The following is a 20015-nucleotide window of genomic DNA, read 5'->3' as shown; positions in this document are numbered from 1 at the left end:
CAGTTACCGACTAGTGAATTGGTTTGTCAATTGTCAGTGGCTGTCACTAGCCTCGAAGGATGACTAGTCAGACCACCATCGACACGACGGGGCCGGGGGGCAAGGTACCGGCGACGCCGTCCGACGCGACGCCGGGCAAGGGGCTGCGAGGGCACCCCTGGCTCACCCTCATCACCGTCGCTGTGGGGGTCATGATGGTGGCCCTCGACGGCACCATCGTGGCCATAGCCAACCCGGCGATCCAGAAGGACCTCGGCGCGACCTTCGCCGAGGTCCAGTGGATCACCAACGGGTACTTCCTCGCCCTCGCGGTCTCCCTGATCACCGCGGGCAAGCTCGGCGACCGCTTCGGTCACCGGCAGACCTTCCTCATCGGCGTCGTCGGCTTCGCCGCCGCCTCGGGCGCCATCGGCCTGTCGGACAGCATCGCGTTCGTCGTCGTCTTCCGCGTCCTGCAGGGACTGTTCGGCGCGCTGCTGATGCCGGCCGCGCTCGGCCTGCTGCGAGCCACCTTCCCGGCCGAGAAGCTGAACATGGCCATCGGCATCTGGGGCATGGTCATCGGCGCGTCCACCGCGGGCGGCCCGATCCTCGGCGGCGTGCTCGTCGAGCACGTCAACTGGCAGTCGGTGTTCTTCATCAACGTGCCGGTCGGCGTCCTCGCCGTGGTCCTCGGCGTGCTGATCCTGCTCGACCACCGCGCCGAGAACGCCCCGCGCTCCTTCGACATCCTGGGCATCGCCCTGCTGTCGACCGCTGTGTTCTGCCTGGTGTGGGCGCTCATCAAGGCCCCGCCGTCCGAGTGGGGCTGGGGCGACGCCAAGACCCTCGGGTTCCTCGGCGCCTCCGTGCTGTGCTTCGCGCTGTTCGCCTTCTGGGAGACGAAGGTGAAGGAGCCGCTGATCCCGCTCGCGCTGTTCCGTTCCGTGGCGCTGTCCGCGGGTGTCGTGCTGATGGTGCTGATGGCCATCGCCTTCATGGGCGGCCTGTTCTTCGTGACGTTCTACCTCCAGAACGTGCACGGCATGAGCCCGATCGACGCCGGTCTGCACCTGCTGCCGCTCACCGGCATGATGATCGTCGGCTCGCCGCTGGCCGGCGCGATGATCACCAAGTTCGGTCCCCGTGTCCCGCTCGCGGGCGGCATGGCGCTCACCGCGATCGCCATGTATGGGATGTCGACCCTGGAGACGGACACCGGCAGCGGCATCATGTCGCTCTGGTTCGCCCTGCTGGGCCTCGGCCTCGCGCCGGTCATGGTCGGCGCCACCGAAGTCATCGTCGGCAACGCCCCGATGGAGCTCTCGGGCGTCGCGGGCGGTCTCCAGCAGGCCGCCATGCAGATCGGCGGCAGCCTCGGTACGGCCGTGCTGGGCGCCGTCATGGCCTCCAAGGTCAACAGCGACCTCGCCGGCAACTGGGCGAAGGCGGGCCTCCCGCCGCTCACCCCGGAGCAGAAGCACCAGGCCTCCGAGGCCGTCCAGGTCGGCGTCCCGCCGCTCGCGCCGGGCACTCCGGACGCGATCGCCGCGAAGATCACGGGCGTCGCGCACGACACGTTCATCTCGGGCATGAGCGCGGCCTCGCTCGTCGCGGCCGGGGTCGCCGTGGTGGCGGTACTGGTCGCGTTCCTCACCAAGCGCGGTGAGAACGCGGAGGCCGGTGCGGGCGCGGCGCACATCTGACGCTCCCCGGCGGCTCGTTCGCCTATCCGGGTGAACACCACCGCCGAACTCTCCCCTCCGGTACGCGCCGCAGGTCACAGTGGGTCAAGTCCTCCGCAGGGCATGGAGGGTGGACGCTGCGGCGCGCTGCCGGAGGGGGGCAGCGCGCAGGCAGCGGGATTGAAGCGCGCTGACGGGGTACTCGCCATGTCGTACCCGAATCGAACCCCAACCGATCGAGGGTTTACGGGAGTTGATGATGGCGAGCTTCGGACACGGTACGCGCAGGCACCCCCGCTCACGTGGCCGGACGTGGTCACGGGCCGGGACGGATCGCGCGACGCTCGGACTCATCGGAGTCATCTGCGCCGTTGCAGGCTTCTTCGTGCTCGGGATCGTCCTCGGTCCCGCCGCGATGGTCTGCGGCTGGCTCGCCATGGGCCGCACATGGTCGGGCGCACGCCCCACCGCGGCCGTGGTCGCCCTGGTCCTGGGCGCCATCGACACGCTCCTGGCCATCATCTGGCTGTCCGGAGCGGCCACACCGGGCATGGGCATGCTCTGACCCGAGTGCGGCGAGGGAAGGGCCTCCGGCGATGCGACCGGGGGCCCACCTTCGTGCCCGATGCGCTAGTCGGCCGGCGTCCCCTTGAGCGCCGCCAACTCCGCCCGCAGCGCCCGCACCTCGTCGGTCAGCTCCCGGATCGCCTCGGTCTGCCTCCGCTCCTCGACGTCGTCCTTCTCGAACCGTGCGATGAACCACGCGGCGATGTTCGCCGTCACGACACCGAGCAGCGCGATCCCGGACAGCATCAGCCCGACCGCCAGCATCCGCCCCAGGCCGGTGGTCGGTGCCATGTCCCCGTACCCCACGGTGGTCATCGTGGTGAACGCCCACCAGACCGCGTCCCCCAGGGTGTGGATGGAGGCACCGGGCTCGTCCCGCTCGACCTCCAGCACGGCCAGCGCCCCGAAGACGAGCAGTCCCAGGCACGACCCCGCGACGTACGTGGTGACCCGTACCTGCGAAGCCATCCGCGCCCGCTGCCCGGCGAGGAACAGCATCGACACCAGCTTCAGCAGCCGCAGCGGCTGGACCAGCGGCAGCACGACGGCCAGCAGGGCCAGCGGATTGCCGCGCACGAACCGCAGCCGGTCCTCTGCCAGCCACAGGCGGACCAGATAGTCGGCGGCGAAAGCGGCCCACACCACCCAGTTGGCGACATGACACGTGGTGAGCACGTCCTGCGGAGCCCGCGGCGCCACGATCGGTATGGCGTAGGCGATCGCGAACACGACGGCCAGCGCCAGCAGCGGGCCCTGGGTACGCCGCTCCCAACGGGCCGGCGTGGTCGATGCGGTCATCGGGAGCGTCATGGATGCATGGTAGGAAACGCGAGGGGCGGCACCGGTCAGGGTGCCGCCCCGAGGAAACGCCCTCGGCGTCCTACGCGTCGCCGCCCGCGGCCCCCGGGTCGGCGGCCGACACGTCGAGCAGCTGGTAGCGGTCGATGGCCTGCTTGAGCACCGAGCGGTCGACCTTGCCCTCACGCGCCAGCTCGGTCAGCACGCCCACCACGATCGACTGCGCGTCGATGTGGAAGAACCGCCGGGCGGCGCCCCGCGTGTCGGCGAAGCCGAAGCCGTCCGCGCCGAGCGACTGGTACGTCTGCGGCACCCAGCGCGCGATCTGGTCCGGGACGGCCCGCATCCAGTCGGACACGGCCACGACCGGCCCCTGCGCGTCCGCGAGCTTGCGCGTCACGTACGGCACCCGCTGCTCCTCCTCGGGGTGCAGCAGGTTGTGCTCCTCGCAAGCCACGGCCTCGCGCCGCAGCTCGTTCCAGGAGGTCGCCGACCAGACGTCCGCCTTGACGTTCCAGTCCTCGGCCAGGATCTTCTGCGCCTCGATCGCCCAGGGCAGCGCGACACCGGATGCCAGGACCTGCGCCGGGATCGAGCCGGCCGTGCCCTCGCTGAACCGGTAGAGGCCCTTGAGGATGCCCTCGACGTCCACGTTCTCGGGCTCGGCGGGGTGCTGGATCGGCTCGTTGTAGACGGTCAGGTAGTAGAAGACGTCCTCGCCGTGCGGGTGCTCCTCGGAGCCGCCGTACATCCGGCGCAGGCCGTCCTTGACGATGTGGGCGATCTCGAAGCCGAACGCCGGGTCGTAGGCGACGCAGCCCGGGTTCGTGGAGGCGAGCAGCTGGGAGTGGCCGTCCGCGTGCTGCAGGCCCTCACCGGTCAGGGTCGTACGCCCGGCGGTCGCGCCCAGGACGAAGCCGCGGGCCAGCTGGTCCGCCATCTGCCAGAACTGGTCGCCGGTGCGCTGGAAGCCGAACATCGAGTAGAAGACGTAGACCGGGATCAGCGGCTCGCCGTGTGTGGCGTAGGCCGAGCCGGCGGCGATGAGCGAGGCTGTGCAGCCCGCCTCCGAGATGCCGTCGTGCAGCATCTGGCCGTTCGGCGACTCCTTGTAGGCGAGCAGCAGGTCGCGGTCGACCGACTCGTACTGCTGACCGAGCGGGTTGTAGATCTTCGCGCTCGGGAAGAACGAGTCCATGCCGAACGTGCGGTACTCGTCGGGCGCGATCAGCACGAACCGCTTGCCGATCTCCTTGTCCCGCATGAGGTCCTTGAGGAGCCGGACGAAGGCCATGGTCGTCGCGATGGACTGCTGGCCCGAGCCCTTCTTCACGGTCGCGTACGTCTTGTCATCGGGCAGTGCCAGCGGCTTGGAGCGGACCACGCGCGTGGGGACGTAACCGCCGAGAGACTTGCGGCGGTCGTGCATGTACTGGATCTCCTCCGAGTCCCGGCCCGGGTGGTAGTACGGCGGCACGCCGGACTCCAGCTCCTTGTCCGGGATCGGCAGGTGCAGACGGTCGCGGAAGCGCTTGAGGTCGTCGACCGTCAGCTTCTTCATCTGGTGCGTGGCGTTGCGGCCCTCGAAGTTCGGCCCGAGCGTCCAGCCCTTGATCGTCTTGGCGAGGATCACCGTCGGCTGGCCCTTGTGCTCCACGGCCGCCTTGTACGCCGCGAAGATCTTCTTGTGGTCGTGACCGCCGCGGCCGAGGTGCAGGATCTGGTCGTCGGTCATGCCCTCGACCATCGCCCGCAGCCGGTGGTCGTCACCGAAGAAGTGGTCGCGGATGTACGCGCCGGTCTCCGTGGCGTACGTCTGGAACTGCCCGTCCGGCGTGGTGTTCATCTTGTTGACGAGCACGCCGTCGCGGTCCTGGGCGAGCAGCGGGTCCCAGCTGCGGTCCCAGACCAGCTTGATCACGTTCCAGCCGGCACCCCGGAAGATCGACTCCAGCTCCTGGATGATCTTCCCGTTGCCGCGCACCGGGCCGTCGAGCCGCTGGAGGTTGCAGTTGACGACGAACGTGAGGTTGTCCAGGCCCTCGCGGGCGGCGATGGACAGCTGGCCCAGCGACTCCGGCTCGTCCATCTCGCCGTCGCCGAGGAACGCCCAGACGTGCGACTTGGAGGTGTCGGCGATCCCGCGCGCCTCCATGTAGCGGTTCATCCGCGCCTGGTAGATCGCACCGATCGGGCCGAGGCCCATCGACACCGTCGGGAACTCCCAGAAGTCCGGCATCGACCGCGGGTGGGGGTACGACGACAGCGCGTGCGGCGCCTTCGACTTCTCCTGGCGGAAGCCGTCCAGGTGCTGCTCGCCGAGCCGGTCCAGCAGGAACGCGCGGGCGTAGATGCCCGGCGAGGCGTGCCCCTGGAAGAAGACCTGGTCGCCGCCGTCGCCCTCGTCCTTGCCGCGGAAGAAGTGGTTGAAGCCGACGTCGTAGAGGGAGGCGGAGGACGCGAACGTGGCGATGTGCCCGCCGACCCCGATGCCGGGGCGCTGGGCCCGGGAGACCATCACCGCCGCGTTCCAGCGGGTGGCGTTGAGGACCTTGCGCTCGATGTCCTCGTTGCCCGGGAAGAACGGCTCGCTCTTGGTGGGGATGGTGTTGACGTAGTCCGTGCTGCGCATCTCCGGCACGGCCACGCGCTTCTCGCGGGCCCGCTCGATCAGCCGCAGCATCAGGTAGCGGGCACGTTCCCGGCCGCGCTCGTCGACGGCGGCGTCGAGGGAGTCGAGCCACTCCTGAGTCTCTTCGGGATCGAAGTCAGGAACCTGACTCGGAAGGCCGCCAATGATGATCGGGTTGCGATCGGATGCGGAAGCCACGCTGTTCCTTACCTGTCAGAGGGCCTGCGAGGGCCGCTGTTTCGCTGTCGTCGCCGGGGCGTCGTCGCTGGGGGGCGCGCCGCTCCCCATGGTCCACCTCGCGGCCGTGAAACGTCATCTCTACCGAGCGGTAACCCAGACGTGAGATCGACTCCGTGACGTATGGGGTGAATACCTTCGAGTCTCGTACCCACAGACGATTCCCAAACGCCCAAACGGGGCAGAAAGGTGTGGTGTGCGTCACCTGGGGCCATGATGGTGTGCCTGGAGTTGCGGTGACACGGCCAGGATCGTCACCGTTTCGGCGGTCTGAACGGCCGGGTACTTGCGCGATCCGCCCCGCCCGTGTGGACTACGGCCAATGCTTCGCGCACGCGCGTGGCTGAGTTATTCCCAAGACATGATCAGGAGGCAACCCGTGAGCGCGACCGCGGACCACGCGGAGGAGCGGACGAACCCTGCCGCCAGGCTGGGGTTCCAGCCCGGGCAGGTGGTCCAGGAGATCGGCTACGACGACGACGTGGACCAGGAGCTCCGCAAGGCCATCGAGGGCATCATCGAGGCCGACCTGGTGGACGAGGACTACGACGACGTGGCCGATGCCGTTGTGCTGTGGTTCCGTGACGACGACGGCGACCTGACGGATGCGCTGGTGGATGCCACCACGTACATCGAAGAGGGCGGCGCGATCCTGCTCCTGACGCCGAAGACCGGCCGTTCGGGGTACGTGGAGCCGAGCGACATCTCGGAAGCCGCCACCACGGCGGGTCTGACGGCGTCCAAGAGCGTCAGCGTCGGCAAGGACTGGAGCGGCAGCCGGCTGGCCACGCCCAAGGCCGCGAAGTCCAAGCGGTAGTCGAACCGCGGGCGGGCCGGCGCCGTCGGCCCGCCCATCGGCCTGTGCCGGTGCCTGCGTAGGGTGGTCCCACCCGAAAAGCCCCACGAAGGGACACCCACAGCGATGGCGATCCAGGCCGGCGAGAAGGCCCCTGACTTCGAGCTCAAGGACAACCACGGCAGGGCCGTGAAACTGTCCGACTTCCGGGGCCGCAAGAACGTGGTGCTGCTCTTCTACCCCTTCGCCTTCACCGGCGTGTGCACCGGCGAGCTGTGCGAGCTGCGCGACAACCTGCCGCAGTTCTCCGACCGCGACACCGAGCTGCTCGCCGTCTCCAACGACTCCATCCACACCCTGCGCGTCTTCGCCGAGCAGGAGGGCCTGGAGTACCCGCTGCTGTCCGACTTCTGGCCGCACGGCAACGTCTCACGGGCCTACGGCGTCTTCGACGAGGACAAGGGCTGCGCCGTGCGCGGCACCTTCGTCATCGACAAGGAAGGCGTCGTGCGGTGGACCGTCGTCAACGGCCTGCCGGACGCGCGCGACCTGAACGACTACGTGAAGGCGCTCGACTCCCTGTGACCCGGTCGGGCGGCACGCGCCCGACACCCGCTCAATTCCCTGCTTCAGGGCCTGGGTGGGGCGGGAACCCGTCACTAGGATCGACTCGTTGATCCGACATCCGAGCACAACGGGGCATCCCGCCCCTGGACACCAATGGAGGACTCGTGGGAGTCAGCCTCAGCAAGGGCGGCAACGTATCGCTGACCAAGGAGGCGCCGGGCCTGACCGCGGTCATCATCGGTCTGGGGTGGGACGTCCGCACCACGACCGGCACGGACTTCGACCTGGACGCCAGCGCGCTGCTGCTGAACAACTCCGGCAAGGTCGGCAACGACCAGCACTTCATCTTCTTCAACAACCTCAAGACCCCGGACGGCTCCGTGGAGCACACCGGTGACAACCTCACCGGTGAGGGCGAGGGCGACGACGAGCAGATCAAGGTCAACCTCGCCACCGTCCCGGCCGACGTGGAAAAGATCGTCTTCCCGGTCTCGATCTACGACGCCGAGACCCGCCAGCAGTCCTTCGGCCAGGTGCGCAACGCGTTCATCCGCGTCGTGAACCAGGCGGGCGGCGCCGAGATCGCCCGGTACGACCTGAGCGAGGACGCCTCGACCGAGACCGCGATGGTCTTCGGTGAGCTCTACCGGCACGGCGCGGAGTGGAAGTTCCGCGCCATCGGCCAGGGCTACGCCTCGGGCCTGCGCGGCATCGCGCAGGACTTCGGCGTGAACGTCTGAACCACCACCGCACGGGCCCTGGCGACAGGGCCCGAAGGCCTTCTTGTCCGGCGCCGCACGGTTTACGTGCGGCGCCGGACGTGCAGGACCACCTCAGTGACACCACCGGGCCTGTGGCCCCAAGGGGAGGGACAGCATCATGGGCGTCACGCTCGCCAAGGGGGGCAATGTCTCCCTGTCCAAGGCCGCACCCAACCTCACTCAGGTGCTGGTCGGGCTCGGCTGGGACGCGCGCTCCACCACCGGAGCACCCTTCGACCTCGATGCCAGCGCCCTGATGTGCAGCAACGGGCGCGTGCTCGGGGACGAGTGGTTCGTCTTCTACAACCAGCTCAAGAGCCCGGACGGCTCGGTCGAGCACACCGGCGACAACCTCACCGGCGAGGGCGACGGCGACGACGAGTCGCTCCTGATCGACCTGCCCAAGGTGCCGCCGGGGTGCGACAAGATCGTGTTCCCCGTCTCGATCCACATGGCCGACGAGCGCGGCCAGACCTTCGGCCAGGTCAGCAACGCCTTCATCCGGGTGGTCAACCAGGCCGACGGCCAGGAGCTCGCCCGCTACGACCTCAGCGAGGACGCCTCCACGGAAACCGCGATGATCTTCGGCGAGCTCTATCGCTATCAGGGCGAATGGAAGTTCAGGGCCGTCGGGCAGGGGTACGCGTCGGGGCTGCGGGGCATCGCACTGGACTTCGGGGTCAACGTCTCATAACGCGTTATGAGCAAAATCCAGGGGCCAGTGGGGTGCGGAGGGGGCCCGACTAGACTTCGGCTTCAAAAGTTCGTAAAGCCGGGTACGGCGCGGGGGAGCCCCGTACACACACGATTGGGTAGCCAGTGGTTCTGAAAACCTTCGGGTGGTCGTTCGCGGTCACCGCGCTCGGCCTGGTCGCAGCGGTCTTCTACGGAGGGTGGACCGCGTTCGGTGTCGTAGCGATCCTGTCCGTCCTCGAGATCTCGCTGTCCTTCGACAATGCGGTGGTCAACGCCGGGATCCTGAAGAAGATGAGTGCCTTCTGGCAGAAAATCTTCCTCACGATCGGCATCCTGATCGCCGTCTTCGGCATGCGGCTGATCTTCCCTGTCGTGATCGTCGCGATCAGCGCCCAGCTCGGGCCGATCGAGGCCGTCGATCTCGCGCTCACCGACAAGGACCAGTACCAGCAGCTGGTCACCGACGCGCACCCGGCGATCGCCGCGTTCGGTGGCATGTTCCTGCTGATGATCTTCCTCGACTTCATCTTCGAGGACCGGGACATCAAGTGGCTCGGCTGGCTGGAGCGTCCGCTGGCCAAGCTCGGCAAGGTCGACATGCTGTCGGTCTGCATCGCGCTGATCGTCCTGCTGATCTCGGCCATGACCTTCGCGACCCACGCCCACCAGCACGGCGGCACCCACGTCGACAAGGCGGAGACGGTCCTGCTCTCCGGCATCGCGGGCCTGATCACCTACATGATCGTGGGCGGTCTCTCCGGCTACTTCGAGGACAAGCTCGAAGAGGAGGAGGAACGCGAGCACGAGCAGGAGGAAGAAGCGGTGCGCGCCGGCAAGCCGCGCTCCGCGGTCGTCGTGGCGGGCAAGGCCGCGTTCTTCATGTTCCTCTACCTGGAGGTCCTGGACGCGTCCTTCTCCTTCGACGGCGTGATCGGCGCCTTCGCCATCACCAACGACATCGTCCTGATGGCCCTCGGCCTCGGCATCGGCGCCATGTACGTCCGGTCGCTGACGGTCTACCTGGTCCGCCAGGGCACCCTCGACGACTACGTCTACCTGGAGCACGGCGCGCACTACGCCATCGGCGCGCTCGCCGCGATCCTGCTCGTCACCATCCGGTACGAGATCAACGAGATCATCACCGGCCTCATCGGGGTCGTCCTGATCGGTGCCTCCTTCTGGTCCTCCGTACGGCGCAACCGCGCCATCGCGGCGGCCGAGGGGGACGCCGGCTCGGACTCGAAGACTGAGGTCTCGTCCGGGGTGTGACACCCCTCCGGGTGAGGAACGCTCTGTGCGGGGCGGCCACCGAGGACTCCTCGGCGGCCGCCCCGTCGGTCGTCATGGGCCGTGGGTACGGTGATGACCTGCGGTCTCCGAGTGAACGTGGGGGCGGAATGGGCCTGTTCGACGGACTTCGGCGTGGGCGCGAGGCGCAGTTCGACTCGGGCGACGCGTCGACCAACGCGATCGAGCTGACCAAGCGACGCGCGCAGATATCACTGACCAAACAGGGCGCGGCCACCGGCCATCTGCGCGTCAACCTGAGCTGGCGGATGCGCACCTCCGACTTCGGCGGCTCCCAGCGCGAGAGCCTGCTGCGCCATCCCTTCCGGGCCCTCAAGCCCCCCGAGGTCGTCGGCCACAGCCAGAGCATGGTCAACGTCGACCTCGACCTCGGCTGCCTCTACGAGCTCCAGGACGGCAGCAAGGGCGTCGTCCAGCCCCTCGGCGGCTACTTCGGGGACACCAACGCCGCGCCGTACGTCAAGCTCAGCGGCGACGACCGCTTCGGCTCCGCGTCCGGCGAGACGATGTACATCAACCTCGACCACCGCGACAGCATCAAGCGGCTGCTGGTCTTCGTCTACATCTACGACCAGACGCCCGCCTTCGACCGCGCGCACGCCATCGTCACCCTTTACCCGAGCAACGGCCCCCGCGTCGAGATCCACCTCGACGAACGCCAGCCGCAGGCCCGCTCCTGCGCCGTCGTCATGATCGAGAAGGTGAAGAACGAGATCATCGTCCGCCGCGAGGCGAAGTTCGTCTACGGCTTCCAGGCCGAGCTCGACCGGTTGTACGGGTGGGGACTGCAGTGGGGGCGGGGCTACAAGACCAAGGTCGACCGCTGACCGCGCGGCCGTGACCGGCCACGCGCCGGAGCTCTGCTCAGCGCCCCACGAACTGCGGGCCCTGCGGGGGCAGCGCGAAGTCCGGGTCGGGGACCGCGGTGACCGGCGGCGGGTAGCCGTAGCCGCTCTGCGCCCCCGCGGCACCCGACGCTGCCGGCGCCTGGGGGTAGCCGTACGCGGGCCGGCCGGTGGTCTGCGGGTAGCCGTAGGCCGGCTGCGTCGCCGGCGGCTGCTGCGGCGGATATCCGTAGCCGGGCTGTCCGGGCGCCGCGGTCGGCTGCTCCGGGGGCAGCGGCACGGAGACCTCGGGGGGCTGCTGGGCAGCGCCCGCTGTCGTCGGCTGCGCGGCCGTGTTCGTGGTCGGCGGCGCGGGGACCGTCGTGGTCGCCTCCTCCTCCTCCGCCGCCTCCGACTCGTCCACCGAGATGCCGAAGTCGGTCGCGAGCCCCTTCAGCCCGTTCGAATAGCCCTCGCCCAGCGCCCGGAACTTCCAGCCCTCCCCGCGCCGGTACAGCTCACCGCAGATCAGCGCGGTCTCCTCGCCCGTCTCCGGCGTGACGTCGAAATACGCCAGCGCCTCGGCGCCGGTGTCCGCCGCGTCGTACAGCAGGATGCGCAGCTCCCGCACGCGGTCGAACGTCACACCGTCCGCCGATGCGACCAGCAGAATCCGGCTGACCCCGGACTCGACACCGGTGAGATCTGTCTGGATCGTGTCGGTCAGGCCCTCGGCGACCCGCTTCTTGCCGAGCCGCCACACCTTCCCGGCCGGGTGCCGGGGCTGGTTGTAGAAGACGAAGTCCTCGTCGGAGCGCACACGACCGTCGGGGCCGAGGAGCAGCGCGGAGGCGTCGACGTCAGGAACCCCCTGCCCCGGTGTCCAGCGCAGCACGGCGCGCACCGTGGTGGCTTCCAGCGGGACGTTCGACCCCTTCAGCATGGCGTGCGTCATGCGGTCATCCTGCCCTCTCGGTCCTGCTCACGACAACGCGGGGGCCGCGGTCACGAGCGGCGCCGACGGCCGCCGCGGACTACCGTCGTCATGGCCGGGCCCGGCTGTGCTTGCCCGCGTTACCTGAAATTCATGCCTCATGGGAACCTGTGACATGGACATCTACGTACTATTACCGGCCACCTTTCGTCGATTCGCAGGCCGCAACATCACCACGGGGGAGCTTTATGCGTCATTTCGGGCACATCGCCCCTGAGGTGCGGAAGCGTCTCTTCTTCCGCGAGCCGTGCGCGTTCACCCCGGACTCCCCGGGCCGCCTGCTCTCCGTCGCCCTGGGCGCCACGCTGTACAGCCCCGCCACCCGGCCGCGCCTGGCCGACGACGTCCTCAAGCAGGCCGCGCGCGGCGTGGTCTCGATGGTGCTGTGCCTGGAGGACTCGATCGACGACGCGGACGTCGGCCCCGGCGAGGAGAACCTCGTCCGCCAGATCACCGCCCTCGACGCCCTGCCGGACGCCGACCCGCCGCTGTTGTTCATCCGGGTCCGCGTCCCCGAGCAGATCCCGGACCTGGTACGACGCCTCGGTCCCGCCGTCCGGCTGCTGTCCGGATTCGTCCTGCCCAAGTTCACCGAGGAACGCGGCATCCCCTTCCTGGAGGCCCTCGCCACCACCGAGGCGGAAAGCGGCCGCCGCCTTTTCGCCATGCCCGTGCTGGAGTCCCCGGAGCTGCTGTACCGGGAGTCGCGCGTGGAGACCCTGGAGGGCATCTCCCGGGCCATCGACAAGTACCGCGACCGCGTCCTCGCCCTGCGCCTCGGCGTGACGGACTTCTGCTCCTCCTACGGGCTGCGCAGAGGCCCCGACATGACGGCCTACGACGTGCAGATCGTCGCCTCCGTGATCGCCGACGTGGTGAACATGCTGGGCCGCGCCGACGGGACCGGCTTCACCGTCACCGGGCCGGTGTGGGAGTACTTCCGGGTCCAGGAGCGCATGTTCAAGCCGCTGCTGCGGCAGAGCCCCTTCCTGGAGGTGCAGGCCGCGGAGCTGCGCGAGAAGCTGATTGAGCACGCCATGGACGGCCTGCTGAGGGAGATCTCCCTGGACCACGCCAACGGACTGCTGGGCAAGACCTGCATCCACCCCTCGCACGTACTGCCGGTGCACGCCCTGTCGGTCGTCAGCCACGAGGAGTTCACGGACGCCCAGGACATCCTGCGCCCCGAGCGCGGCGGCGGGGGTGTGCTGAGATCGGCGTACACGAACAAGATGAACGAGGTGAAGCCGCACCGGGCCTGGGCGGAGCGGACCCTGCTGCGTGCCGAGGTTTTCGGCGTGGCGAACCAGGACATCGGCTTCGTGGAACTGCTGGCGGCGGGACTGCCGGCCTGACCGCGCGGCTTCCGAGGATTCGAAGGGTTCATGGAGAAGGCAGTGAACGAGGGGGAGCACCGCGAGGTGCGCGAGGACGCCGACGGGGTCTGGTCCGGCAGCTGGGTCGCCGAGCGGCTCGGTGTGGAGCTCGCCGGCGACGACCGGCTGACCGGCCTGCTGGGGCTGGCACTGCGGCGCAATCCCAAGCGCGCCCACCTGCTGGTGTCGAACGTCCTGGGCAAGCACGTGCCGCAGTCGCCGTCCGTGGTGTACGGCTACGGAGTCGAGCTCGGCCGCCGGGTGCGGGACCTGCTGGGCGACGACGAGGCCCGCAGGGCCGTTGTCCTCGGCTACGCCGAGACCGCGACCGGCCTCGGCCACTCCGTCGCCGACGGGCTGGGCCTCGCCCCCTACCTGCACTCCACCCGGCGCCCGGTCGCCGGTGTCGCCCCGGCCGGCGGCTTCGAGGAGGCCCACTCCCACGCGACCTCGCACCTGCTGCTGCCGGAGGACCCCGCGCTGCTCACCGGCGACGGGCCGCTGGTCCTGGTCGACGACGAGTTCTCCACGGGGAACACGGTGCTGAACACTGTCCGTGATCTTCATGGGCGGTATCCGCGGCGGAGGTATGTCGTGGTGGCGCTGGTGGACATGCGGTCCGCCGCCGATGCGGGGCGCCTCGCGGAATTCGCCGGGGAGATCGGCGCCCGGGTCGACCTGGTCACGGCAGCGTCGGGGACCGTACGGCTGCCGGAGGGGGTGCTGGAGAAGGGGCAGGAGCTCGTGGCGCGGTACGAGGCCGAGAGTGCCGCGGCTGGTGTTCGGTCGTCCGCGGCACCGTCGTGGCCGGTCGCGCAGTTCCCCGCGCCCCCGGACAGCGGCGTTGCCGTCGAAGCCGGCCAGGAGGCCGTCTCCCCAGGGGCGCGGGGAACCGCGCGACCGGCCCCCACCGGCCCGCAGCCGGACTGCGACCGCATCGACCTGCACTGGCCCGCCGACCTGCCGGACGGCGGACGTCACGGCTTCACCCCCGCCCATCGGGAACGCCTGGAGGACGCCCTCCCGGCGATGGCCCGCCGCCTGGCGGACGCGCTGCCGGCAGAAGCCCGCCGCGTACACATCCTCGGCTTCGAGGAGCTGATGTACGCGCCGCTGAGGCTGGCCCGGGAGCTGGAACGTGTGACGGACATCGAGGTCCGTTACTCCACCACCACCCGCTCACCCGTCCTCGCCGTCGATGACCCCGGCTACGCGATACGCACCCGCCTCGCCTTCCCCGCCCACGACGATCCCGCCGACGGCCCCGGCGAGCGCTACGCCTACAACGTCGCGGGCGCCGGCTTCGACGCCGTCGTCGCGGTGGTCGACTCGGCCGGGGACACCCCCGCCCTGCACGCGCCCGGCGGTCTGCTGGCCCGCCTCGCCGCGCACACGCCGCGGGTCCTCCTCGCCGTCATACCGTCGTACGCCCCCGAAAGGCCCTCCATGCTGCCCGAGCCCCTCCGCGGCCCCGCCTTCTCCTCGTACGCGCCCGAGGAGGTCGGCTGGCTGCTCCAGGACCTCTCGGACGTGACGCTGGAGGCGCCGACCGAGGAGCGCGAGGAGGCCATCCAGAGCGGCGGCGCGCACTACGCGGAGTCGCTGCCCGTGGAGTACCAGCCCAGCGAGCAGTACCAGGAGCTGTTCCACGCCGCGCTGAAGGAGTCGGCGGCCCGTATCGCCCAGGCCGTCGGCGTCGTCACCGAGACGGTCCTCGCGGAGCGGTCCCCGCGTCCCGTGCTGGTCTCCCTGGCCCGCGCCGGGACGCCCGTCGGCATCCTCATGCGCCGCTGGGCCCAGCACCGGCACGGCCTCGACCTGCCGCACTACGCCGTGTCGATCGTCCGCGGCCGGGGCATCGACGCCAACGCGCTGCGCTGGCTCGCCGAGCACCACGACCCCCGGGACGTCGTCTTCGTCGACGGCTGGACCGGCAAGGGCGCCATCACCCGCGAACTCGCCCAGGCCCTGGAGGAGTTCGAGAACTCCGACGGCATCACGGGCTTCAGCCCCGAGATCGCGGTGCTGGCCGACCCGGGCTCCTGCGTCCGCACCTACGGCACCCGCGAGGACTTCCTCATCCCCTCCGCCTGCCTCAACTCCACCGTCTCCGGCCTGATCTCGCGGACCGTGCTGCGTGCGGACCTGGTCGGACCGCACGACTTCCACGGCGCGAAGTTCTACCGCGACCTCGCCGCCACCGACGTCTCGGTGGCCTTCCTGGACGCCGTGTCCGCCCGCTTCCCCGAGATCGCCGACGCCGCCTGCGCCCAGGCCAAGGAACTGCTCGCGACCGACCGTTCGCCCACCTGGGAGGGCTGGGCCGCCGTCGAGCGCATCAGTGAGGAGTACGCCATCCACGACGTGAACCTCGTCAAGCCCGGCGTCGGCGAGACCACCCGGGTCATGCTGCGCCGCGTGCCCTGGAGGGTCCTGGCACGCGCCGGGGCGGGCAGCGACCTGGACCACGTACGCCTGCTGGCCGAACAGCGCGGCGTGCCCGTCGAGGAGGTCGACGGACTGCCCTACACCTGCGTCGGCCTGATCCACCCCAAGTACACCCGGGGCGCGACCGGCGCCGACGGCAAGGCGGTGACCCTCTGATGCCCGCACTCGTCGCCAGCGACCTCGACCGCACCCTGATCTACTCCGCCGCCGCCCTGGCGCTCACCATGCCGGACGCGCGGGCCCCCCGGCTGCTGTGCGTCGAGGTGCACGAGAGCAAGCCCCTGTCGTACATGACGGAGACGGCGGCCCGGCTCCTCACCGACCTGGGCGACGCGGCCGTGTTCGTGCCCACGACGACCCGGACGCGCAAGCAGTACCAGCGCATCAACCTGCCGGGTCCGCAGCCCACGTACGCGATCTGCGCGAACGGCGGACACCTCATGGTGGACGGGGTCTCCGACCCTGACTGGCACGCCCAGGTCACCGCACGGCTGGCCGACCAGTGCGCGCCCCTGGCCGAGGTGCAGGAGCATCTGCTGAGGGCCGCCGACCCGGTCTGGGTGCGCAAGCACCGCGTCGCCGACGACCTCTTCGCCTACCTCGTCGTCGAGCGCGAGCTGCTCGACGAGGACTGGGTGAAGGAACTCGCGGTGTGGGCGGAGAACCGCGGCTGGACCGTGTCCCTCCAGGGCCGCAAGATCTACGCCGTTCCCAAGCCGCTCACCAAGAGCGCGGCGATGCGGGAGGTCGCCCGGCGGACCGGGGCCGATATCACGCTCGCCGCGGGTGACTCCCTGCTCGACACCGACCTGCTCCTCGCGGCGGACCAGGGCTGGCGGCCCGGCCACGGGGAGCTGGCCGACACCGGTTTCACGGCTCCCTCGATCAGGGTGCTTCCCGACCGGGGTGTCCTCGCCGGGGAGCGGATCCTGCGGGAGTTTCTGGGGGCGGTACGGGGCGCCTGAGGACTCGGGTGTCCTGGTCGTCGTGCGGGTGCGGCTGCGCGGTGGCTTGTCGCGCGGTTCCCCGCGCACCTTCAGGGCGTCGTAGCAGTCGTACCGCGATGAACGCCGCCACCGCCACGGCCGCCACGGCCAGGACCACCTTCGAGTAGGTCGAGACGATGTCCGAGACCTGGTGCCAGTTGGCGCCGAGGAAGTAACCCGCGAGCACGAACACCGTGTTCCAGATCGCGCTGCCCAGGGTGGTCAGCCCCAGGAACACCGGCAGACGCATGCGCTCCACGCCCGCCGGCACGGAGATCAGGCTGCGGAAGATCGGGATCATCCGGCCGAAGAACACGGCCTTGGTGCCGTGCTTGAGGAACCACGCCTCGGTCTTCTCGATGTCCGAGACCTTCACCAGCGGCAGCCGGCCCGCGATCGCCACCGTCCGGTCACGGCCGAGCAGCGCGCCGACCCCGTACAGCGCGAGCGCGCCGATCACCGAGCCGGCCGTCGTCCACAGCAGGACCGCGAGCAGGCTCATCCGGCCGCTGCTCGCGGCGAACCCGGCCAGCGGCAGGATCACCTCGCTGGGCAGCGGCGGGAACAGGTTCTCCAGGGCGATGGCGAGACCGGCACCCGGCGCGCCCAGCGCGTCCATCAGGTCGTTGACCCACTGCGGTCCGGCGTCCGCTGCGATGGCTGTCATGCCACCACGCTAGGAAACCGAAGCTGAAGGACTCCTGAGGAAACCCGGGAAGCGCGTCAGCCGCAGCAGCCGCCTCCGCAGCAGCCGCCCCCGCCGCCGCCCGCACGGGGCGCCGGAGCCGGGGCGGAGGCCGAGCCTCCGACCGCGACCGTGGAGAGGAGCTTCACCGTGTCCTCATGACCGGAGGGGCAGGCGGCGGGGTCGGAGGACTCCGCCATGGGGCGGCTGAGTTCGAAGGTGTCGCCGCAGGTCCGGCAGCGGTACTCGTAGCGAGGCATGGAGACAGGTTAATCCGCGACGGCGGACATGCGGGCCCTTCGGGATTCCGTTTGATCACTCTTGCCGTACCGGTGTGGAGGAACTGTAAAGGCCGCTGGTAACTTTCGAACGCCGCGAGAAGCCGTAAGGGCGGGGGAACGTGAGGGCTCGCTGCCGTCGACCACGGCAGCCATGTCCTTCCGCGCGAGCACCACCGTGAGCGGGAGGGAGACGCAGCCGTGTCCAAGGCTGGGCGGGAATCGGACGAGACCATGCAGTTGAAGGTCCCCGCTTCCCCGAACGCGGACGAGACCATGATGTTGCGCGCCGTCGAGCCGGCCGCCACCGGCAGCGCGGGCACGCGCTCCGGCACGGCGCCGGACGGCAGCGGACGCGGCAGGTCACGCCGCCGGCGCAAGGCCCCCCGTGCCTCCGCCCTGTCCCGTCTCCCCGCCGCATCCCCGGGGCTGACGCGGCTCGTCACCCGCGTCTTGTCCGACGCCCGCCGCCTCAGGCCCCGTTACCCGCACGCCGACCGTGCCGGCTGGCGGCGCTGGGCACCCTCCTGGCGGCAGTGGCTCGGCGCGGCGCTGGCGTTCACCGGTGTGACCGTCGTGCTCCTCGGCTCCGCCTACGCCGCCACCGACATCCCGGAGAACCTCAACTCGTACGCCACCCAGCAGGACAACGTCTACTTCTGGTCCGACGGGACGCCCATGGCCCGCACCGGCTGGGTGCGGCGGCAGGCCATGCCGCTGGAGGACATACCGGAGGACGTCCGCGACGCGGTGCTGGCGGCGGAGAACGCGAGCTTCTACAGCGACCCGGGGATATCCCTCAGCGGCCTCGCCCGCGCCGTGTGGCGCACCCTCGGCCAGGGAGAGACCCAGGGCGGCTCCACGATCACCCAGCAGTACGTCAAGAACGTCTACCTCAACCAGGACCGCTCGGTCGGCCGCAAGTTCACCGAGGCCATGATCGCCCTCAAGCTCGACAACGGGATGAGCAAGGACGACATCCTGGAGGGCTACCTCAACACGAGCTGGTTCGGCCGCGGCACCTACGGCATACAGCGCGCCGCCCAGGCCTACTACGGCAAGGAGGTCGGCGAGCTCGACGTCAGCGAGGCCGCCTTCCTCGCCTCCCTCCTCAAGGGCGCGGGGCTCTACGACCCGGCCCTGAGCGAGGCCAACCACGCCCGGGCGGTGGAGCGCTGGACCTGGATCCTCGACCGCATGGTCGACGTCGGCACCCTGTCGAAGGCCGAGCGGGCCCGGTACACGGAATTCCCCGAACCGCTCAAGCGGGCGCCCGGGTTCGACACCGGCAAGCAGAGCGACTACCTCGTGGAGCTGGCCGCCCGGTACGCGAAGAAGGCGGCGCACCTCTCGGACAAGGAGTTCGACTTCGGCGGCTTCCAGATCTACACGACGTTCGACCGCAAGCAGGAGACCGCACTCACCGACGCCGTGGTCAAGGCCCGCAAGCAGGCGCGGAAGAAGGACGCGGCCAAGGCGAAGTCCCTGCACTTCGGCGCCTCATCGGTGGCCACCGACGGGCGGATCCTCGCCGTCCACGGCGGTCCCGACCATCGCACGCAGGGCTACAACGAGTCGAACGCGACCACCGTGCCCGCCGGTTCGGCCTTCCTGCCCTTCGTCTACGCCGCAGCCCTGCAGAACGGCGTGCACAAGATCCGGGACGGCGCCGCGACCGAGGTCACCCCGCAGACCCTGTACGACGGGGACGACGGCATCGCCGTCACGACACCCGAGGGCCCCTACTGGGACCGCGGCGGCAAGCAGGTCACCTCCCACAACGACGGCAAGAAGTCCTACGGGCGGATCGCCCTCGGCCGGGCGCTCGCCCTGTCGGTGAACACGCCGTTCATGCAGCTCGGCATGGACACCGGCCTGGACCGGGTGCGGGACACCGCCCAGCGGGCGGGCCTGCTCCCCTCCAGCTTCGGCCCGCAGGTGCCCGCGATGTCCCTGGGCAGTGCCACGCCCAGCGCGATCCGCATGGCCAGCGGATACGCCACGTTCGCCGCGGGCGGCACCCACGTCGAGCCGTACTCGGTGGCCCGGATCACCCGCAACGGCTCCGAGATCGCGCTGACGAAGCCCGCGTCCCGCCGTGCGGTGAAGGCGAGCGTGGCCGCGGCGGTGCAGTCCGCCCTCACGGACGCCTTCCGCACCGCCCGCCCGGGGGCGGACCCGGCCGCCACGGTGGCCGGGAAGGCCGGCACCACGCAGAACGACACCGCCGCCTGGTACGTCGGCACGGCCCACTCCGTGTCGACGGCGGTGGTGGCCTACCGCATCGACCTCACCAAGAGCCTCGAACCCCTCCCGCTGAACGGGATCGCGGGCACCCCCGACGACAGCGTCCCGTACCGCATCTGGTCCGGTGCCCGCGGCATCGGCTGACCCCGCG

General features: G+C 70.0%; 17 protein-coding genes. 12 read left to right on the top strand and 5 right to left on the bottom strand.

Annotation, left to right across the window (positions count from 1 at the left end):
- Positions 1-59 precede the first annotated feature (59 nt).
- Both HNR57_RS06095 and HNR57_RS06090 read left to right on the top strand, forming a co-directional pair.
- Positions 60-1685 (top strand): MFS transporter, encoded by a 1626-nt coding sequence (locus HNR57_RS06095; protein WP_184557312.1) that lies wholly within the window; start codon positions 60-62, stop codon positions 1683-1685.
- Positions 1686-1920: 235 nt separating this feature from the next.
- Positions 1921-2229 (top strand): small hydrophobic protein, encoded by a 309-nt coding sequence (locus tag HNR57_RS06090; RefSeq protein ID WP_184557309.1) that lies wholly within the window; start codon positions 1921-1923, stop codon positions 2227-2229.
- A gap of 65 nt (positions 2230-2294) precedes the next feature.
- On the opposite strand, the gene HNR57_RS06085 is transcribed toward HNR57_RS06090, so the two are convergent.
- Complete coding sequence (locus HNR57_RS06085) at positions 2295-3041, bottom strand: potassium channel family protein (protein ID WP_246554311.1); 747 nt, start codon at positions 3039-3041, stop codon at positions 2295-2297.
- Between the two features lie 70 nt (positions 3042-3111).
- Positions 3112-5859 carry a pyruvate dehydrogenase (acetyl-transferring), homodimeric type gene (gene aceE / locus HNR57_RS06080; RefSeq protein ID WP_184557306.1) on the bottom strand — a complete coding sequence of 916 codons (2748 nt, stop codon included), beginning with the start codon at positions 5857-5859 and terminating at the stop codon, positions 3112-3114.
- A gap of 418 nt (positions 5860-6277) precedes the next feature.
- Between aceE and HNR57_RS06075 the strand changes: the two genes are divergently transcribed.
- The 6 genes from HNR57_RS06075 to HNR57_RS06050 all read left to right on the top strand — a co-directional run bounded on the left by HNR57_RS06075 (position 6278) and on the right by HNR57_RS06050 (position 10853).
- On the top strand, positions 6278-6715 hold the full coding sequence (locus HNR57_RS06075) for a DUF3052 domain-containing protein (RefSeq protein WP_062926619.1): 438 nt from the start codon (positions 6278-6280) through the stop codon (positions 6713-6715).
- Between the two features lie 105 nt (positions 6716-6820).
- On the top strand, positions 6821-7279 hold the full coding sequence (locus HNR57_RS06070; RefSeq protein ID WP_102908925.1) for a peroxiredoxin: 459 nt from the start codon (positions 6821-6823) through the stop codon (positions 7277-7279).
- Between the two features lie 146 nt (positions 7280-7425).
- Complete coding sequence (locus HNR57_RS06065; protein ID WP_031131329.1) at positions 7426-8001, top strand: TerD family protein; 576 nt, start codon at positions 7426-7428, stop codon at positions 7999-8001.
- Positions 8002-8140: 139 nt separating this feature from the next.
- A complete protein-coding gene (locus tag HNR57_RS06060; protein WP_184557303.1) occupies positions 8141-8716 on the top strand; it encodes a TerD family protein in 576 nt (191 codons plus the stop codon).
- Between the two features lie 125 nt (positions 8717-8841).
- Entirely contained in the window at positions 8842-9987 is a 1146-nt protein-coding gene (locus HNR57_RS06055) for a DUF475 domain-containing protein (RefSeq protein ID WP_184557300.1), read from the top strand.
- A gap of 128 nt (positions 9988-10115) precedes the next feature.
- On the top strand, positions 10116-10853 hold the full coding sequence (locus HNR57_RS06050; protein WP_184558833.1) for a TerD family protein: 738 nt from the start codon (positions 10116-10118) through the stop codon (positions 10851-10853).
- 37 nt (positions 10854-10890) lie between these two features.
- Here the strand turns inward: HNR57_RS06050 and HNR57_RS06045 are convergent, their stop codons facing one another.
- Positions 10891-11805: a TerD family protein gene (locus tag HNR57_RS06045; RefSeq protein WP_184557297.1), complete on the bottom strand. Its 915-nt coding sequence runs from the start codon at positions 11803-11805 to the stop codon at positions 10891-10893.
- Between the two features lie 227 nt (positions 11806-12032).
- On the opposite strand from HNR57_RS06045, the gene HNR57_RS06040 reads away from it, so the two are divergent.
- The 3 genes from HNR57_RS06040 to HNR57_RS06030 are packed head-to-tail and all read left to right on the top strand — an operon-like array spanning position 12033 to position 16633.
- Complete coding sequence (locus HNR57_RS06040) at positions 12033-13199, top strand: HpcH/HpaI aldolase/citrate lyase family protein (RefSeq protein WP_184557294.1); 1167 nt, start codon at positions 12033-12035, stop codon at positions 13197-13199.
- Positions 13200-13229: 30 nt separating this feature from the next.
- Positions 13230-15824 carry a phosphoribosyltransferase gene (locus HNR57_RS06035; RefSeq protein WP_184557291.1) on the top strand — a complete coding sequence of 865 codons (2595 nt, stop codon included), beginning with the start codon at positions 13230-13232 and terminating at the stop codon, positions 15822-15824.
- On the top strand, positions 15824-16633 hold the full coding sequence (locus tag HNR57_RS06030) for an HAD family hydrolase (protein ID WP_184557288.1): 810 nt from the start codon (positions 15824-15826) through the stop codon (positions 16631-16633). Before HNR57_RS06035 ends, HNR57_RS06030 begins: the two co-directional genes overlap by 1 nt.
- Here HNR57_RS06030 and HNR57_RS06025 read toward each other — a convergent pair.
- Together HNR57_RS06025 and HNR57_RS06020 are read right to left on the bottom strand one after the other, a co-directional pair.
- Entirely contained in the window at positions 16554-17321 is a 768-nt protein-coding gene (locus HNR57_RS06025; protein WP_184557285.1) for a DedA family protein, read from the bottom strand. The two genes, HNR57_RS06030 and HNR57_RS06025, sit on opposite strands and share 80 nt — an antisense overlap.
- A 56-nt stretch (positions 17322-17377) precedes the next feature.
- Entirely contained in the window at positions 17378-17599 is a 222-nt protein-coding gene (locus HNR57_RS06020; protein ID WP_184557282.1) for an FmdB family zinc ribbon protein, read from the bottom strand.
- A 252-nt stretch (positions 17600-17851) separates the two neighbouring features.
- Here HNR57_RS06020 and HNR57_RS06015 point away from each other — a divergent pair, with 252 nt between their 5' ends.
- On the top strand, positions 17852-20008 hold the full coding sequence (locus HNR57_RS06015) for a transglycosylase domain-containing protein (protein ID WP_184558831.1): 2157 nt from the start codon (positions 17852-17854) through the stop codon (positions 20006-20008).
- The last annotated feature ends 7 nt before the right edge of the window (positions 20009-20015 follow it).

This window comes from Streptomyces paradoxus (genome assembly GCF_014202475.1).
Taxonomy (GTDB): Bacteria; Actinomycetota; Actinomycetes; order Streptomycetales; family Streptomycetaceae; genus Streptomyces; species Streptomyces paradoxus.
This window is presented reverse-complemented; position numbering and strand designations above follow the sequence as displayed.

Excerpts from the sequence above, each read along its gene's own strand:
- HNR57_RS06095 (WP_184557312.1), top strand. The coding sequence starts at position 60 with ATGACTAGTCAGACCACCATCGACACGACGGGGCCGGGGGGCAAGGTA.
- HNR57_RS06090 (WP_184557309.1), top strand. The coding sequence starts at position 1,921 with ATGATGGCGAGCTTCGGACACGGTACGCGCAGGCACCCCCGCTCACGT.
- HNR57_RS06085 (WP_246554311.1), bottom strand. The coding sequence starts at position 3,041 with ATGACGCTCCCGATGACCGCATCGACCACGCCGGCCCGTTGGGAGCGG.
- HNR57_RS06070 (WP_102908925.1), top strand. The coding sequence starts at position 6,821 with ATGGCGATCCAGGCCGGCGAGAAGGCCCCTGACTTCGAGCTCAAGGAC.
- HNR57_RS06060 (WP_184557303.1), top strand. The coding sequence starts at position 8,141 with ATGGGCGTCACGCTCGCCAAGGGGGGCAATGTCTCCCTGTCCAAGGCC.
- HNR57_RS06050 (WP_184558833.1), top strand. The coding sequence starts at position 10,116 with ATGGGCCTGTTCGACGGACTTCGGCGTGGGCGCGAGGCGCAGTTCGAC.
- HNR57_RS06045 (WP_184557297.1), bottom strand. The coding sequence starts at position 11,805 with ATGACGCACGCCATGCTGAAGGGGTCGAACGTCCCGCTGGAAGCCACC.
- HNR57_RS06040 (WP_184557294.1), top strand. The coding sequence starts at position 12,033 with ATGCGTCATTTCGGGCACATCGCCCCTGAGGTGCGGAAGCGTCTCTTC.
- HNR57_RS06035 (WP_184557291.1), top strand. The coding sequence starts at position 13,230 with ATGGAGAAGGCAGTGAACGAGGGGGAGCACCGCGAGGTGCGCGAGGAC.
- HNR57_RS06030 (WP_184557288.1), top strand. The coding sequence starts at position 15,824 with ATGCCCGCACTCGTCGCCAGCGACCTCGACCGCACCCTGATCTACTCC.
- HNR57_RS06025 (WP_184557285.1), bottom strand. The coding sequence starts at position 17,321 with ATGACAGCCATCGCAGCGGACGCCGGACCGCAGTGGGTCAACGACCTG.
- HNR57_RS06020 (WP_184557282.1), bottom strand. The coding sequence starts at position 17,599 with ATGCCTCGCTACGAGTACCGCTGCCGGACCTGCGGCGACACCTTCGAA.
- HNR57_RS06015 (WP_184558831.1), top strand. The coding sequence starts at position 17,852 with ATGCAGTTGAAGGTCCCCGCTTCCCCGAACGCGGACGAGACCATGATG.